Origin of the sequence: Streptomyces sp. NBC_00322 (assembly GCF_036147535.1) — a bacterium.
In the GTDB taxonomy this organism is placed as follows: domain Bacteria; phylum Actinomycetota; class Actinomycetes; order Streptomycetales; family Streptomycetaceae; genus Streptomyces.
The window spans coordinates 4046061-4062200 of sequence record NZ_CP108019.1 but is presented as its reverse complement, the minus strand read 5'-3'; the positions used below and the strand labels follow the sequence as shown (position 1 = coordinate 4062200).

At 70.3% G+C, this 16140-nt stretch carries 17 protein-coding genes and 1 pseudogene; 13 read left to right on the top strand and 5 right to left on the bottom strand.

Annotated elements, in window-relative coordinates:
• The first annotated feature begins 146 nt into the window (after positions 1 to 146).
• The 6 genes from OG905_RS18345 (at position 147) to OG905_RS18320 (ending at position 5320) form a co-directional block, all read left to right on the top strand.
• Positions 147 to 1979: a phosphatidylglycerol lysyltransferase domain-containing protein gene (locus OG905_RS18345; RefSeq protein WP_328672997.1), complete on the top strand. Its 1833-nt coding sequence runs from the start codon at positions 147 to 149 to the stop codon at positions 1977 to 1979.
• Positions 1980 to 2333: 354 nt separating this feature from the next.
• Entirely contained in the window at positions 2334 to 3191 is an 858-nt protein-coding gene (folP, locus tag OG905_RS18340) for a dihydropteroate synthase (protein WP_328672993.1), read from the top strand.
• Complete coding sequence (locus OG905_RS18335) at positions 3188 to 3634, top strand: nuclear transport factor 2 family protein (protein ID WP_266479717.1); 447 nt, start codon at positions 3188 to 3190, stop codon at positions 3632 to 3634. Before folP ends, OG905_RS18335 begins: the two co-directional genes overlap by 4 nt.
• Before the next feature lie 193 nt (positions 3635 to 3827).
• Entirely contained in the window at positions 3828 to 4187 is a 360-nt protein-coding gene (folB, locus tag OG905_RS18330; RefSeq protein WP_266479715.1) for a dihydroneopterin aldolase, read from the top strand.
• Positions 4184 to 4783, top strand: coding sequence for a 2-amino-4-hydroxy-6-hydroxymethyldihydropteridine diphosphokinase (folK, locus tag OG905_RS18325; protein WP_328672989.1), 600 nt, complete (start codon positions 4184 to 4186; stop codon positions 4781 to 4783). Before folB ends, folK begins: the two co-directional genes overlap by 4 nt.
• Before the next feature lie 48 nt (positions 4784 to 4831).
• Positions 4832 to 5320 (top strand): DUF3180 domain-containing protein, encoded by a 489-nt coding sequence (locus OG905_RS18320; RefSeq protein ID WP_328672987.1) that lies wholly within the window; start codon positions 4832 to 4834, stop codon positions 5318 to 5320.
• Positions 5321 to 5361: 41 nt separating this feature from the next.
• On the opposite strand, the gene OG905_RS18315 is transcribed toward OG905_RS18320, so the two are convergent.
• Positions 5362 to 6525: an ABC transporter ATP-binding protein gene (locus OG905_RS18315; RefSeq protein WP_328672985.1), complete on the bottom strand. Its 1164-nt coding sequence runs from the start codon at positions 6523 to 6525 to the stop codon at positions 5362 to 5364.
• Positions 6526 to 6653: 128 nt separating this feature from the next.
• Between OG905_RS18315 and OG905_RS18310 the strand changes: the two genes are divergently transcribed.
• The 4 genes from OG905_RS18310 (at position 6654) to OG905_RS18295 (ending at position 10137) form a co-directional block, all read left to right on the top strand.
• Positions 6654 to 7382, top strand: coding sequence for an ABC transporter permease (locus tag OG905_RS18310; RefSeq protein WP_328672983.1), 729 nt, complete (start codon positions 6654 to 6656; stop codon positions 7380 to 7382).
• Positions 7382 to 8050 carry an ABC transporter permease gene (locus tag OG905_RS18305; protein WP_328672981.1) on the top strand — a complete coding sequence of 223 codons (669 nt, stop codon included), beginning with the start codon at positions 7382 to 7384 and terminating at the stop codon, positions 8048 to 8050. The genes OG905_RS18310 and OG905_RS18305 overlap by 1 nt, the downstream gene beginning before the upstream one ends.
• Before the next feature lie 22 nt (positions 8051 to 8072).
• Positions 8073 to 9044: an ABC transporter substrate-binding protein gene (locus OG905_RS18300; RefSeq protein ID WP_328672978.1), complete on the top strand. Its 972-nt coding sequence runs from the start codon at positions 8073 to 8075 to the stop codon at positions 9042 to 9044.
• A gap of 106 nt (positions 9045 to 9150) precedes the next feature.
• Positions 9151 to 10137, top strand: a complete 987-nt coding sequence (locus OG905_RS18295) for a hypothetical protein (protein WP_328672976.1) — start codon at positions 9151 to 9153, stop codon at positions 10135 to 10137.
• A gap of 12 nt (positions 10138 to 10149) precedes the next feature.
• Here OG905_RS18295 and OG905_RS18290 read toward each other — a convergent pair whose 3' ends face one another.
• The gene (locus OG905_RS18290; protein WP_328672973.1) at positions 10150 to 11292 is read right to left on the bottom strand and encodes an NADH-quinone oxidoreductase subunit D; all 1143 of its coding nucleotides are present in this window, start codon (positions 11290 to 11292) and stop codon (positions 10150 to 10152) included.
• Positions 11293 to 11345: 53 nt separating this feature from the next.
• On the bottom strand, positions 11346 to 12299 hold the full coding sequence (locus tag OG905_RS18285; protein ID WP_328672971.1) for an SAM-dependent methyltransferase: 954 nt from the start codon (positions 12297 to 12299) through the stop codon (positions 11346 to 11348).
• Positions 12300 to 12398: 99 nt separating this feature from the next.
• Between OG905_RS18285 and OG905_RS18280 the strand changes: the two genes are divergently transcribed.
• The 3 genes and pseudogenes from OG905_RS18280 to OG905_RS18270 form a co-directional block, all read left to right on the top strand.
• Entirely contained in the window at positions 12399 to 13598 is a 1200-nt protein-coding gene (locus tag OG905_RS18280) for a sensor histidine kinase (protein ID WP_328672969.1), read from the top strand.
• A gap of 47 nt (positions 13599 to 13645) precedes the next feature.
• On the top strand, positions 13646 to 14323 hold the full coding sequence (locus OG905_RS18275) for a response regulator transcription factor (RefSeq protein WP_328672968.1): 678 nt from the start codon (positions 13646 to 13648) through the stop codon (positions 14321 to 14323).
• A gap of 4 nt (positions 14324 to 14327) precedes the next feature.
• Positions 14328 to 14584, top strand: a pseudogene (locus OG905_RS18270) (ATP-binding protein); the annotation flags it as partial.
• Between the two features lie 55 nt (positions 14585 to 14639).
• Here the strand turns inward: OG905_RS18270 and OG905_RS18265 are convergent.
• Positions 14640 to 15833 (bottom strand): flotillin family protein, encoded by a 1194-nt coding sequence (locus tag OG905_RS18265; protein WP_328672966.1) that lies wholly within the window; start codon positions 15831 to 15833, stop codon positions 14640 to 14642.
• Between the two features lie 11 nt (positions 15834 to 15844).
• The gene (locus tag OG905_RS18260; RefSeq protein WP_328672965.1) at positions 15845 to 16096 is read right to left on the bottom strand and encodes a hypothetical protein; all 252 of its coding nucleotides are present in this window, start codon (positions 16094 to 16096) and stop codon (positions 15845 to 15847) included.
• Positions 16097 to 16140: the final 44 nt, after the last annotated feature.

The window sequence follows — 16140 nt, the reverse complement described above, 5'->3', positions numbered from 1 at the left end:
AGTCGCGTGAGCTTTCTTCCTTGAGAATTTCCTGAGAGTGAGTGAACCCGCCTCCCGAAAGTCCCGTCCTAGAGAGCGCAAATCGTCCGAGGCCCGCTGAACTGCGGCTCACGGACACAGGATCTCTCGCGGAGTCACGGGAAGCGATGTCTGCAACGGTAGATGGGGACAAATCAGGATTGGTTCCGGATCGGGTACGTCGCGTCCTGCGCGGCCCCCGATCGGAAGTGGTTCCTTCGCTGGTCGGCACGGCCTCCACACTCGTCGGCCTGATCGACATTGCCGCCGGGGTCTTCCCCCGGTTCCGGCACAGCCGTATGCACTCGCTCGCCGAGGTGCTGCCGGGGGCCACCGGGCCCTTCGCCGCGGCGCTTTCGCTGAGCGTCGGCGTGCTGCTCCTGCTGCTCGCCCACGGGCTCAAGCGGCACAAGCGCCGTGCCTGGCGGGCCGCGGTGATCCTGCTGCCCGTCGGGGCGGTGGGGCAGTTCGTCTACCGCCACTCGGTGATCGGCGCGCTCGTCTCGCTGCTGCTGCTGACGCTGCTGCTGCGCCACCGCAGTGAGTTCGCCGCGCTGCCCGACCCGCGCAGCCGCTGGAAGGCGCTCGCCAACTTCATCCTCATGGGCGCCGGTTCCCTGGGCCTCGGCCTGGTCATCGTCAGCGCTCACCCCGACAACGAGGTCGGCAGCCCCAGCCTGACGGACCGCCTGGAGCATGTCCTGTACGGGCTGTTCGGCTTCGAGGGTCCCGTCGACTACTCCGACAGGGTGTCCTGGACGGTCGGTTACTCGCTCGGCGCGCTCGGCCTGCTGACCGCCGTCACCACGATCTATCTCGCCTTCCGCCCCGAGCACCCGGCGGCGCGCCTCACCGAGGACGACGAGCGCCGGCTGCGCGACCTGCTGACCCGGCACGGCGGGCGGGACTCGCTCGGGCACTTCGCGCTGCGCCGCGACAAGGCGGTCGTCTTCTCGCCGAGCGGCAAGGCCGCGGTCACCTACCGCGTGGTCTCCGGCGTGATGCTCGCCAGCGGCGACCCGATCGGCGACGTCGAGGCGTGGCCGGGCGCGATCGAACGCTTCATGGACGAGGCGAAGGCGCACTCGTGGACCCCCGCGGTGATGGGCTGCTCGGAGACCGGCGGTGAGGTCTGGACCCGGGAGACCGGACTGGACGCGCTGGAGCTCGGCGACGAGGCGGTGGTGGACGTCGCGGATTTCTCGCTCACCGGGCGCGCGATGCGCAACGTACGCCAGATGGTGAAGCGCATCGAACGCAATGGGTACACCACGCGCGTACGGCGCGCCCGTGATCTGTCCGACGAGGAGCTGGAGGCCATCCGTCGGGCCGCGGCGGACTGGCGGGGCACCGACACGGAGCGGGGCTTCTCGATGGCCCTGGGCCGGATAGGCGACCCGGCCGACGGCGACGCGGTGATCGCGACGGCGCACAAGGAGGACCCCGATTCTCCCTACGGCGACCTGAAGGCGATCATCCACTTCGTCCCGTGGGGGCCGGACGGAATGTCCCTGGAACTGATGCGCCGCGACCGCTCGGCCGACCCGGGCATGAACGAACTCCTCATCGTGGCCGCCCTGCAGGCTTCGCCCGAGCTGAAGATCGAGCGGGTCTCGCTGAACTTCGCGATGTTCCGCTCGGCACTGGCACGCGGCGAGAAGATCGGCGCGGGCCCGGTGCTGCGGATGTGGCGCGGACTTCTCGTGTTCCTCTCCCGCTGGTTCCAGATCGAGTCGCTGTACAAGTTCAACGCGAAGTTCCAGCCGCGCTGGGAGCCGCGCTTCGTGGTCTTCCGCAACACGCGCGACCTGCCGCGGATAGGTTTCGCGGCGATGCAGGCGGAGGGCTTCGTCAACGTGGCGCTCCCGCGCCTCTTCCCCCGCCGCCGCCCGCCGCGCCAGCCCCGCCCGTGCGCGCACATGACGGTCCACCAGCCGGAACACGAGGTTCAGGCGGCGTAACGCCGTGCCGGCCAGCCCCGCCGCCCCGCCCGCCGCCCGGGACAGCGGGGTTCGTGTGGGGGGCGCCTGAGCCCCGCCCTCCGACCGGGGGGCGGGCTCAGGCGCCCGCCTTCGTCGCGTAGCCGCCGCTACGCGCGGGGCCTGCGGCCGGCCTCTGCGGCACGGTGCCCACCCGGCTTGGTCTGCGGGTCCCGCCACGGGCCCCCGGGCGCGCCTCGCGGCGCGAAGCTGCCGCCCCGGCGGGGCGCGGGGGATGCCCCGCACCCCCGTATTCACAGGGCGCGCGGGTGGGGACAAGCCGTCGTCCGCCACCGGCGTGACTTCCCGCCCGCCCCACGGGCCTAGGCTGGGCGTATGAGTACGTTGCGCGGACGGGGCACGGCCAGCGGCCTGCCGGAGTGGGATCGCTGTGCCGTGATGGGGGTCGTCAATGTGACGCCCGATTCCTTCTCCGACGGCGGTCGCTGGTTCGACACCACCGCCGCGGTCAAGCGCGGCCTCGAGCTCGTCGCCGAGGGCGCCGACCTCGTCGACGTCGGCGGCGAGTCCACCAGGCCCGGCGCCAGTCGCGTCGACGAGGACGAGGAGCTGCGCCGCGTCGTCCCCGTCGTACGTGGCCTTGCCGCCGAAGGCGTCACCGTCTCCGTCGACACCATGCGCGCCTCCGTCGCCGAACGGGCCGTCGCCGCCGGCGCCGTACTCGTCAACGACGTCAGCGGCGGCCTCGCCGACCCCCGCATGGTCCCCGCAGTCGCCGCCACCGGCGTCCCCTTCGTCGTCATGCACTGGCGCGGCTTCAGCCAGGACATGAACGCCCGCGCCGTCTACACCGACGTCGTCGCCGAAGTCCTCACCGAATTGCGCGCCCGCATGGACGCCGTCGTCGCGGGCGGCATCGCGCCCGAGCGCATCGTCCTCGACCCCGGCCTCGGCTTCGCCAAGCAGGCCGAGCACGACCTCGCCCTCGTCGCCCACCTCGACGAGCTCCGCGCGCTCGGCCGCCCCCTCCTCGTCGCCGCCTCCCGCAAGCGTTTCCTCGGCAACGTACTGGCGAAGGAGGGCGCCCCGCCACCGGCCCGCGAGCGGGACGCTGCGACCGCCGCCGTGTCCGCCATCGCGGCCCACGAGGGTGCGTGGGCCGTACGCGTGCACGAGGTGCGCGCCACGGCCGACGCCGTCCGCGTCGCCCGCGCCGTCGAGGGTGCCCGGTGAGCCGTACCGACGTAGAGCTGGTCGAAGAGGCCAACACCACGTTCTACGAGACGATGGAGCGCGGGGACTTCGAGGAGCTGTCCAGCCTCTGGCTGGACGAGGGCATCTCCTGCATCCACCCCGGCTGGCCGGTCCTCACCGGCCGCGGCGAGGTGCTCCGCTCGTACGCCCTGATCATGGCGAACACCGAGTACATCCAGTTCTTCCTCACGGACGTGAAGGTCAGCCTCGCCGGCGACACCGCCCTGGTGACCTGTACGGAGAACATCCTCAGCGGCGGACCCGCCGAGGAGAGCGGCGAACTCGGCCCCCTCGTCGGCCAGCTCGTCGTCGCCACCAATGTGTTTCGCCGCACATCGGACGGTTGGAAGATCTGGTCACATCACGGATCACCCGTTCTGGCGGAAAGCGACGACGAAGAGGACGACGAAACCCCCTCATAAGTGGGTAGGCGGGCCTTCGGGGATTGGAAATCCGGCCCTCCGGGTAGGGGCGGCTACCAGCCTCGCGGGGTGCTCGTCCACAGCCCCCGTTGGCGGGCACTGTCGGTGCCCGCAGGTAGATTCGATGGTGGACACCGTGCCGCCCGCACGCGGCAGTGTGCCCGCAAGTCCAACGACAGCAGGAGTGATTCGCGTGGATCGTGTCGCGCTGCGCGGCCTCAAGGCCCGCGGGCACCATGGTGTCTTCCCCCGGGAGCGCCAGGAGGGCCAGACCTTCATCGTGGACCTGGTGCTCGGCATCGACACCCGCCCCGCGGCGGCCAGCGACGACCTGGCCAAGACCGTGCACTACGGCATCGTCGCGGAGGAGGTCGTCGCGGTCGTCAAGGGCGAGCCCGTCGACCTGATCGAGACGCTGGCGGAGCGGATCGCGCAGCAGTGCCTCAAGCACGACGGCGTCGAAGAGGTCGAGGTGGTCGTGCACAAGCCGGACGCGCCGATCACGGTGCCCTTCGACGACGTGACCATCACGATCACCCGGAGCCGAGTATGAATTCGACCCAGAGCGACCCGACCGTGCAGCCGGTGCCCGCCTCCGTGGTGGAACAGGTCGACGCGGCGGATGTCACCCTGTCCAACCCGAAACGAGCGGTGATCTCCCTCGGCTCCAACCTGGGCAACCGCCTGGAGACCCTGCAGGGCGCGATCGACGCGCTCGAGGACACCCCGGGCCTGCGGGTCAAGGCGGTCTCTCCCGTGTACGAGACGGAGCCGTGGGGCGTCGAGCCCGGCAGCCAGCCCTCGTACTTCAACGCGGTGGTCGTGATCAAGACGACGCTTCCCCCCTCCTCCCTGCTGGAGCGCGGCCAGGCCATCGAGGAGGCCTTCGACCGGGTCCGGGAGGAGCGCTGGGGTCCGCGCACCATCGACGTCGACATCGTGGCGTACGCCGATGTGGTCTCCGACGACCCGGCGCTCACGCTGCCCCACCCGCGCGCCCACGAGCGGGCGTTCGTGCTCGCGCCGTGGCACGACGTCGAGCCGGAGGCACAGCTGCCCGGCCGAGGAGCGGTCGCCCAGCTGCTGGCCGGCGTCGCACAGGACGGTGTGGCTGCCCGGGCCGACCTGGAACTCCGTCTCCCCGAGTAGTCGTTAGGCTCTTCGGATACGCAGGACAGGTGAAGGGCGGCGCTCTCGGTGAAGCAACTACGGCTCGGTGTACTGGCCGGTCTCTTCGCCGCGGCCGGCGTGCTGTCGTGGGCCGGCGCCCGCCTGTGGGAGGCCTTCGGCACCCTGCCGAAGGTGCCGCTGGCCGCGCCGATCGTGCTGGCGGTGATCGCGGTCGTCCTCACGGCGACGGCACTCTCCCTCCGCGCCCGCCTCCGGGCCCAGCGCGAACGCCGCCCCGGTGCGAAGGGCGTGGAGCCGCTGATGGCGGCCCGAGCGGTGGTCTTCGGCCAGGCGAGCGCGCTGGTGGCGGCACTGGTCTCGGGGATGTACGGCGGTACGGGCGTCTACCTGCTCGGCTCCCTGGACATTCCGGCCCGCCGGGATCAGGCGATCTACGCGGGCTTCTCGGTGGTGGCGGGCATCGGCGTGATCGCGGCGGCGTTCTTCCTCGAGCGGGTCTGCAAACTCCCCGAGGACGAGGACAACGGGACGGGCGCGGCCCCGACGGCTCTCTGAGGCAGCCTCGCTCTCTCTGGGCAGCCTCTGTGGCACCTTCCTCAGAGCTTCGTCACGGCCGTGACCGTCTCGATCGTCTCCAGCGCGACTTCGGCACGCGGGATGTCCTGCGCGTCCGCGTCGATCGAGCGGCGCAGCGCCTCGTGCAGCCGGGCCGGGGTGAGCACCCCGAGGAAACGCCCGGTCTCTTCCTTGTCGATGACCGCGATCCAGCCCGCGTCGTGCTGGAGCATCGTGGCGAAGGCCTGCTTGAGCGATGCGCCGACGGGCAGCCATGCCTCCATCCGGCGGGCGTGTTCGCGTACGGAGCCCTTCTGCTGTGCCTGCTCGGCGGAGATCCAGCCGTGCAGGTCGCCCGATCCGTCCAGTACGACGGCCCAGCGGGAGCCGATCTCGCGCGGCAGCGGGTCATCGAGACGGACGACGGGCGGCTGGTCCAGATCGCTCTCCTCGATCGGGGTGACCGACAGCCGCTTGAGCCCGCGGTCCGCGCCGACGAAGTCCGCGACGTAGTCGGTGGCCGGGGTGCCGAGAACCGCGGCCGGTGCGTCGAACTGCTCGATGCGCCCCTGTCCGTAGACGGCGATACGGTCGCCGAGGCGTACGGCTTCCTCGATGTCGTGGGTGACGAAGAGCACGGTCTTGCGGACCTGCGACTGGAGCCTGAGGAACTCGTTCTGCAGATGCTCGCGCACCACCGGGTCGACCGCGCCGAACGGCTCGTCCATCAGCAGCACGGGCGGGTCCGCGGCCAGTGCCCGGGCCACGCCCACGCGCTGGCGCTGCCCGCCGGAGAGCTGCTCGGGGTAGCGGTCGCCGTACACCGACGGGTCCAGGCCCACCAGATCAAGGAGTTCGGCGGCGCGCTCGCGGCCCTTGCCGCGCTTCCAGCCGAGGAGATGCGGGACTGTCGCGACATTCTCCAGGACCGTTTTGTGGGGGAATAGGCCGACCTGCTGGATCACATAGCCGATTCGGCGGCGCAGTTGGACCGGGTCGATGGCGGATATGTCGTCCCCGTCGAGGTATATCCGGCCGCTGCTCGGCTCGATCAGGCGATTGACCATCTTCATGGTGGTGGTCTTGCCGCAGCCGGACGGCCCGACGAGCGTGACCAGTTCGCCCTCGGCGACCTCGAACGACAGGTCGTCGACCGCTGTCGTTCCGTCCGGGTACCGCTTCGTGACGTGTTCGAATCGGATCATGATTCCCCATTGTGACGGGTGTTGTGTGAAGGCCATGTTGCTGCAATGTGGCGGCCCTCGGCGATTGTCAGTGCCCAGGGATATGGTCGCCATACATACGTTCGGCACTGCTGGGGAGGTGGGGGTGGATGAGTTTCCAGGTGGCTGCGCAGAGCTGTCTGGCAGCCAATGACTGGATCTGCGGGGAGTATCTGCGCACCCGCAGCCAGGAGTTGACCGACGCGACGATCCAACATGTCTGGATCACCGTGGTGTCCGTTCTGATCGGCCTCGCCGTGGCCTTTCCGCTGGCTCTGCTCGCGCGCGCCAAACCGCGGTTCGCGGGCGCGGTCCTGGGGCTGACGACCCTGCTCTACACCATTCCGTCGCTGGCGATGTTCTCGCTGCTGCTGCCCGTCTTCGGACTGTCGGCCGCGCTGGTGGTCACCGGCCTGGTGCTGTACTCGCTCACCATTCTCGTACGGAACATCATGGCGGGGCTCGACGCAGTGCCCGGCGAGGCGCGGGAAGCCGCACGCGGGATGGGGTACGGCCCGGGGCGGCTGCTCTGGGAGGTCGAACTGCCTCTCGCGCTGCCCGCGCTGATGGCGGGCCTGCGCATAGCGACGGTCTCGACGATCGCGCTGACGACGGTGGGGGCGCTGGTCGGCAAGGGCGGTCTGGGCAATCTCATCGACGACGGAGTGCAGACCACCTTCAAGGCGCAGGTGCTGACCGCGTCCGTGCTCTGCGTGCTGCTCGCGGCCGTCGCTGATCTGCTGCTGCTCGGCCTGCAGCGGCTGCTCACCCCCTGGACCCGAATACGCACGGCGAAACCGGCCGCGGCGCCGGCACCGAAGGTGAAGGTGGCGGTCTGATGGAAGTCCTCGCCGACGCGTGGACGTGGCTCACCACCGGCTCCAACTGGTCGGGGGAGAGCGGTGCCTGGCACCGGCTCGGCGAGCATGTGTACGTCAGCGGGGTGTCCCTGGCGCTGGCCTGCGCGATCGCCCTGCCGATCGCGCTGTGGCTGGGGCATGTGGGCAAGGGGGGCGCGCTCGCGGTCAACATCTCCAACGCGGGCCGGGCGATCCCGGTCTTCGCGGTCCTCGCCCTCTTCATGCTCACGCCGCTGCGCAGCGCCGGCTATCTGCCGACGATCATCGCCCTGGTGCTGTTCGCCGTGCCGCCGCTGCTGACCAACGCCTATGTGGGGATGCGGGAGGTGGACCGGGCGGTGGTCGAGGCCGCGCGGGGGATGGGCATGTCGGGCGGCCAGCTCTTCTTCAGGGTCGAACTGCCCCTCGCCTACCCCCTGCTCATGACCGGGCTCAGGTCGGCCGCCGTGCAGGTGGTGGCCACGGCCACGATCGCCTCGATGGTGGGCCAGGGCGGCCTGGGCCGGATCATCACCGCGGGATTCAACACCTACAACACCCCGCAGGTGGTGGCGGGCGCGCTCCTCGCGGCGCTGCTCGCGCTGTTTGTCGAGGGGGTGCTGGTCGCGGCCGACCGGCTGCTGAACCCCCTCCGTAAGACCGTGTGACAACACTTGGACGGAGAACCTGATGATCAAGACCTCGCGCATCGCGGGTGCTGTACTCGGTGTGGTGGCCCTGACGGGTTCTCTCGCCGCATGCGGCGGCGACAGCCTGGAGAAGGAGAAGGGAGGCTCGGCTTCGGGCGGTGGCTCGGACAAGAAGGGCACGCTCGTTATCGGCGCCGCGTCCTTCACCGAGTCCAAGGTGCTCGCCGAGCTCTACGCACAGCTCCTGGGCGATGCCGGATACAAGACCTCGGTCACCACGGTGAAGAACCGTGAGCTGTATGAGCCGTCCCTGGAGAAGGGCGAGATAGACGTCGTACCGGAATACGCGGCGACGATCGCCGAATTCCTCAACGCGAAGGTGAACGGCCCGAAGGCGCCCGACGAGAAGCCGGTCGCGTCCGGTGATGTCACGGCCACCGTCGCGGCTCTCACCAAGCTTGCCGAACCGCGCGGGCTGAAGGTGCTGTCGGCCGGTGCGGCCGTCGACCAGAACGCCTTCGCGGTGAGCCAGGAATTCGCCGAGAAGAACAAGCTCAAGACGCTTTCCGACCTCGGGAAGTCGAAGCTCAAGGTGAAGGTCGCGGCGGGCGACGAGTGCGAGGTGCGGCCCTTCTGCGCGCCGGGACTGAAGAAGACGTACGGCATTGATGTCGCGGGCATCGACCCCAAGGGCGTGGGCACTCCCCAGTCCAAGCAGGCGGTCAAGGACGGCGCCGACCAGCTGGTGCTGACCACGACCACGGACGCGGTGCTGGACGGCCTGGTCTTCCTTCAGGACGACAAGAAGCTCCAGAACGCCGACAACGTCCTGCCGGTGGTCAATGCCAAGGACGCGGGTTCCAAGGAGATAGCCGACGTACTCGACAAGCTCACCAAGGTGCTGACCACCGAGGATCTTGCCGAGCTGAACCGCAAGGTGGACGCGGAGCGCGCGAAGCCCCAGGACGCGGCGAAGGCATATCTCGAGTCGAAGGGCCTGCTCAAGAAGTAGCGAGAGGCCGCCCTGGAAGTGGCGGCGGTGCGGCCCGGCGTTCTTGAAAGAGAGATTTGCCGGGCCGACACCCCATTCGGCGTCTACGCAGGGTAAATTTCGGGCCATGCCACGTGGACGCCACCGTCATTCCCCACCCCTTCACAGGCTGCTGCCGCCCTCGGCGGTCGCCGGAGCGTCGGTTCTCTGTGCCGCCGGCGCGTGGTTTCTGGCGGAGCCAGTCATGCTCCGTTCGCTGGTCACCGCGGCGACGGCCGCGGCCGTGACCGGCGCGGTCCTCATGCGCAGTTGGGACCGTTCCGCGGGTCGCCGCGTCGCGGAGCTCACCCGTGCCCGCGCGAGCGACGCGTGGAAGACCGAGGAGCGCATAGCCGAACTCGAAACCGACATCGACGAATCGCGCGAGCTTCGCGCCAAGCTCGATGCCAAGCTGCGCGCCAAGCGCGTCGAGCTGGCGGCGCTTCGCGGTGAGCACGCCGCCCTGCTGCGGCGTTACGCGACCGCCGAGACCGAGCGGGCCGGAGTCCTGGAGGATCGCCGGCAGCTCGCGCTGGAAGCCGCGTCCCCGGTCAAGGCGCTGCCCCCGGCGGGGACCACGCCCACCCCGGCGACGTATCTGCGGGCCAACAAGGCGCTGGACGAGCTGTCCCGCAACGCCGCGGCCCAGGAGGCGAAGAGAACCGTCGAGGAGGCCCGCGCCCGGGATCTGGCCGAGCGGTCCCGTGAGGCGGACGAGCCGCAGGGGAAGCACGCGGCGGTCGCCGGGGGAGAGCAGCACACCCGCCCGACGTCCGCCTCTCCCGCCCGTCGTCCCGTTCCCGCGGCCACCGCGATCGTTCCGTACGGCCCGCAGCGTCGCCCCGTCAAGCGCCCCGAGGGCGGCTTCGACTTCTTCGGCACGACCGAGGGCGCGGGCGCGCAGAAGGCGATCGAGGCCGTGCAGAACGAGGATCTCGCCGATGTGGTGGGCGAGGAGGCCCTGGCCGCGGAGCATCCGGCGGACTCCCGTGCCGTCGGCAAGGTCATCGACCTGACCGCGCACGACGAGACGGAGACGCTCGACGTGGTCGAGCTGCGCGACGCGGTCAGCTGACCGGCCCCTCGCCTACTTGTCGATGTCGCCGACGACGAAGAACAGCGATCCCAGGATCGCGACCATGTCGGCGACCAGCGTCCCCGGCAGCAGCACGGTGAGCGCCTGGATGTTGTTGTACGACGCCGAGCGCAGCTTCAGCCGGTAGGGCGTCTTCTCGCCCTTGGAGACCAGGTAGTAGCCGTTGATCCCGAGAGGGTTCTCGGTCCAGGCGTAGGTGTGGCCCTCGGGAGCCTTCAGCACCTTCGGCAGCCGCTGGTTGATCGGGCCGGGCGGCAGGTCCGCGATCCGGTCCAGGCAGGCGTCCGCCAGCTCCAGCGCGTTGTGCGTCTGATCGAGCAGCACCTCGAAGCGGGCCAGGCAGTCGCCGTCCGCGCGCGTGACGACCTTGAGGGTGTCCTGCAGCTCCCCGTACGCCAGGTACGGCTCGTCGCGCCGCAGATCGAAGTCGACGCCCGACGCGCGGGCGATCGGGCCGCTCACTCCGAAGGCGTGCACCGCCTCGGCCGGGAGCACGCCCACGCCGCGCGTACGGCCGCGGAAGATCTCGTTGCCGAGGACGAGGCGGTCGTACACGTCCATCCGAGAGCGGAGCTCCGCCACCGCGTGCCGGGCCCGGCCGAGCCAGCCCGCCGGGAGGTCCTCCTTGAGGCCGCCGACCCGGTTGAACATGTAGTGCATCCGGCCGCCGGAGACCTCCTCCATGACGTGCTGGAGCTCTTCGCGCTCGCGGAAGGCGTGGAAGATCGGGGTGATTCCGCCCAGTTCGAGGGGGTACGACCCGAGGAACATCAGGTGGTTCAGTACCCGGTTGAGCTCGGCGAGGAGCGTACGGGTCCAGACCGCGCGCTCCGGGACCTCCATGCCGAGCATGCGCTCGACGGCCATGACGACGCCGAGCTCGTTGGAGAAGGCGGAGAGCCAGTCGTGGCGATTGGCCAGCATGACGATCTGGCGGTAGTCGCGCGCCTCGAAGAGCTTCTCGGCGCCGCGGTGCATATAGCCGATGACCGGCTCGGCGTGCTGGATGCGCTCGCCGTCGAGGACGAGGCGCAGGCGGAGGACGCCGTGGGTGGAGGGGTGCTGGGGGCCGATGTTGAGCACCATGTCGGTGCTCTCCGCCGCGCCGCCGATGCCGACCGTCGTCTCCGTCATGCGGCCAGTATCCCTTGTGGGGCGAGCACCCGGGGCTCCGCCCCGGACCCCGGTCATCGGATGCGCTGCATCAGCCAGCCGAAGTCGCCGAGGCCGCCGCGGGCCGTCAGTTCCGCCGCCTCGCTCGCCGACGCCAGTGCGTGGACGTAACCCGTCGGGTCGGACGATGCCTGGGACAGCGGTGGGCGTGCGCCGGTGAGGCCCAGGTCGCGCAGTGCGTACCGCTGGGTGCGCAGTTCCGCGCCCGGCAGCGCGCAGGCGTCCAGGGCCACATGCGACGTGATGTCGCAGCTGCCGTCCGGGACCGGGCGTACCTCGCGACCCGCGCGGAAGCCCGTCAGCGTGCCGAACGGCGGCCGGGACCCGGCCGTGTGTGCGTAGTCGACCGCCACGGCGAGGCCCGCCCGCAGCGTGCCCACCGCCGACGCCCACGCCTCGTCGCGCGGGCGCCCGATCTCCGCCCGCGTTCCGGGCTCGGTCAGCGGCCACCAGCGCGCCAGCCACTTCGCGTCCGCGCCGTCGACGGGGGAGCCGAGGCGCTCGGTGCCGTCCGGGCGTACGAGGACGTAGCGCGCCACCCCGTCGGGGTCGGCCTCGGCGATGTCCACCGGGACGTTGTCCAGCCATTCGTTCGCGAAGAGGAGTCCGCTCACGCCGGCGGGCGGCTCGGCGCACCACTCGATGCGAGGGTCCAGACCGGCGGGCCGGGGAGCCTGTTCGACGGCGTACGCCCGGACCGGGAAGCCGGAGGGGAGTGCGGCCAGTACGCCGGTGAGGAGCTCACCGCGGCCCGCGCCGACGTCGACGAGTGCCATGTCGTCGAGTTCGAGTGAGGTCAGCAGACGGGCGACTGCCGATGCGAAGAGGGGCGAGGTGTGCACGGACGTACGGAAGTGCCCGGCGGGTCCCTCGGGCCGCAGATAGAAGCCGCCGGGGCCGTAGAGCGCGGCCTGAGCGGCTTCCCGCCAGCCCCTCCATTGACACGTCTCATCAGTCACGTCATCCATCACGCGCACAAGTCTCCACCTTGGGGAGTACGCCCCGGCCGCCCGGATCGCTCCTCCGGTTGACCCCTGCACCTATCTGCTTTCCCTACTCTGGGTTACGTGCAGCGCCTCTATGACTTCATCCGCAGACACCCGACGGGCGTCGACACCTTCTGGGCTGTCGTGCTCTTCGGGTTCGCCATGCTGTGGGTGATCGACGTGCCGGTCGGGGTCGAGACCCAGTGGTCGGCCGGAATCATCGCTCTCCTGCTGAGTGTGGTGGTGGCCCTTCGCCGCCGGATGCCGGAGAAGATGCTGATCCTCGCCGCGCTCCTGGGCGCCGCCCAGCTCGCGCTCGACGTCGAGGTCAACCCGGGCGACTTCGCGATGCTCGTGATCATCTACACCGTCGCCGCCCATGACGGGCCGCGCTGGACGTCCCGTCTCGCGCTCGCCGGAGGGCTCTCCGCGGCCACCCTGGCCCAGCTGCGCTGGCCGGAGGAGGGCGCCGGCGTCGGCGGCAGGATCTTCGTCACGATCGTCATGACGGTGCCCTTCGCCCTCGCCTGGGTGCTCGGCGACTCGATACGCACCCGGCGGGCGTACTTCGCCCAGCTCGAAGAGCGTGCCACCCGGCTGGAGAGGGAGCGCGAGGCGCAGGCGAAGGTCGCCGTCGCGGCGGAACGGGCGCGGATCGCCCGCGAGCTGCACGACGTCGTCGCGCACAACGTCTCGGTGATGGTCGTGCAGGCCGACGGCGCCGCGTACGTGCTCGATGCCGCGCCCGACCAGGCCAAGCAGGCGCTGGAGACCATCTCCACCACCGGCCGCCAGGCGCTGGCGGAGATGCGCAGGCTGCTCGGCGTCCTGCGCACCGGCGACGCCCCCGAGAGCGGGGAGTACGTCCCGCAGCCCGATGTGCAGCAGATCGAGGACCTGGTCGAGCAGGTGCGCCGCGCGGGCCTGACCGTCGACTTCAAGATCGAGGGCACACCGCGGCCACTGCCGAGCGGCGTCGAGCTCACGGCGTACCGCATCGTCCAGGAGGCGCTGACCAACACCCGCAAGCACGGCGGCCCCGAAGCCGGCGCCAGTGTGCGGCTGGTCTACTTCGACGACGGCCTCGGCCTGTTGGTGGAGGACGACGGCCGTGGTTCGGCGCACGAGCTGTACGAGGACGGCGGGGCCGACGGAAAGGGTCACGGCATGATCGGCATGCGCGAGCGCGTCGGTATGGTCGGCGGCACGCTCGACGCGGGGCCGCGGCCCGGCGGCGGCTTCCGGATCAGCGCACTGCTCCCCCTCAAGCCCGCACACTGAGCTCGCCCACGTGAGTTCGCAAACCAGAGACCGAGGAACCGACTGACATGTCCATCCGCGTGATGCTCGTCGACGATCAGGTGTTGCTGCGCACCGGATTCCGCATGGTGCTCGCCGCCCAGCCGGACATGGAGGTCGTCGCGGAGGCGGGCGACGGCGCGGAGGCGATCGAGAACCTCCGCTCCACGGCCGTGGACGTGGTGCTGATGGACGTACGCATGCCGAGGCTGGACGGGGTCGAGGCGACGCGCCGGATCTGCGCCGAGCCGAGCGCGCCCAAGGTGCTGATCCTGACCACCTTCGACCTGGACGAGTACGCCTTCTCCGGGCTGAAGGCGGGCGCCAGCGGCTTCATGCTCAAGGACGTGCCGCCCGCCGAACTGCTCAGCGCCATCCGCTCGGTGCACAGCGGCGACGCGGTGGTCGCGCCGTCCACGACCCGCCGGCTGCTCGACCGCTTCTCGCCGATGCTGCCGAGCAGCGTGAACGAGCCGCAGCACAAGGAGCTGGAGCGGCTCACCGAGCGCGAGCGCGAGGTGATGATGCTGGTCGCCCAGGGCCTGTCCAACGGCGAGATCGCCGGGCGTCTGGTGCTCTCCGAAGCCACGGTCAAGACCCATGTGGGCCGCATCCTCACCAAGCTGGGCCTGCGGGACCGGGTCCAGGTGGTGGTGCTGGCGTACGAGACCGGCCTGGTGCGGGCGGGCGGCGGACAGGCGTTCTGACGCCATGCTGCTCTGGATCAACGGCCCGCCCAGGGGCGGCAGTCCCAGACCGCGTACGAGCTGAAGCGACGCCTGCCGCGCAGCGTCGTCTGCGATCCGGAGCATGTCGGCTTCGGATCGCAGACGACGCCGCGCCGGATGGCGCCGCTGCAACTGCTAGGCGACTTCGAGGACTTGGCTGCCTGGCGGCAGGGCGTGTACGAGGTCCTCGACCTGAGCCTGCGCTCGTACGAAGGCGTGGTGATCGCCCCCATGACGCTGATCGGTGTCCGGCCGATCTTGCCGGGCTCGCGCCCGATCGGCCGGACAGGTTGCTCTAGTCGATGACGACCGGGCCGTCCTTCGTGTCCGTGCCCTTGTCGGGCGCCGACAGGCGTCCCGGAAGCCCGAGCCTGCCGTCGGCCTTCTCCGGCTTCTCCGGGCGCTGATCGGAACCGCTCAGGTTCTGCCTGACCGAGTCCAGGATCGTCAGCCCCTGTCCGACCAGGCCCGCAGCGATCTCGCCGAGGCCGTCGGCGCCGTTGAGCACATTGACGTTGGCGCCCGCGAGGCCGCCCGCCGCCTCCTTCACGATCTGCGGCAGCTGGTCGATCAGCATCCGGTCCAGCGCCACCCGGTCGTGCGAGGCGGCGGCCTCGGCCTGGATCTTCATCCGCTCCGCCTCGGCCACTGCCAGCACCCTGATCCGCTCGGCCTCGGCCTCGGCCGGCTTGACGATCTCGGCCATCAGCTCCTGCTGGCGGAGCTGGGCCGCGCGCTGGGCCAGCTCGGTCTGCGCGGCGAGCACCTCCTGCTGCGCGTGCGCCTTCGCCAGCGGCCCGGCCTGCGCCGCCTTGGCCTCTGCGCGTTCCACCTCCGCGGAGTACTCCGCCTTCACCACCGCGGTCTGCCGCGCGTACTCGGCCTGGTTCCGCGCGGCCACCTGCTGCGCCTCGACCGACGCCTGGGTGGCCTGGGCCTGGGCGATCTGGGCCTGCCGCTGGATGGCCGCCTTGTGCGGGGCCGACATCGCGTCGATGTAGCCGGTGTCGCCGTCGTCGATCGACTGGATCTGCAGCGAGTCCACGATCAGACCGATCTTGGCCATCTCGGTCTTCGAGGTGTCCAGGACCTCGGCCGCGAGCTTCTGCCGTTCGGTGACGATCTCCTCGACCGTCATCGAGCCGATGATGGCGCGCAGGTGGCCGGCGAAGATCCGCCCGGTCAGCACCGACATCTGGTCCTGGTCGGAGAGGAATCGCTGGCCCGCGTTGATGATGCTCTCGTGGTCATTGCCGACCTTGAAAGCGATCACGGCGCGGACGTGAAGTGCGATGCCCTGCCTGGTGACACAGGTCTCGGTGACCTCGGACTCGCACATCGACAGTGTGAGGAAGCGCGTCTTGCGGAAGATCGGGAGCACGAACTTGCCGTGGCCTGTCACCACACGGAACGGCGCACCCCCAAGACCCCGCCTGCCTCCCGAGATCAGCATCGCCTCGTCGGGGGCCGGAACCCGGTAACCGAACATTCTTCGTCTCCTTAACCAGCGCCGACGGCGCCGCCGCCCAGCGCATCCAACGGATCGGCCCACTCGATGACGTCCACCTGGCGATGGCCGCGGGATCCGATCACAAGCACGGTCGCGCCCCTCGGCAGGGGCTCTTCGGACCAGGCGAGGAACGTCTCGGATCCGCCTCTGACCCGTACCAGGATCTCGCCGGGACCGGCCGGTCCACGTGTGCCGATGAGCAGCTCTCCGGGGCAGCCGATCACGGCCTCGTCCTGTGCCACTGGCGGCCGCCTCCTATCGTTCTGCTCCCGATTTCAGACCTTAG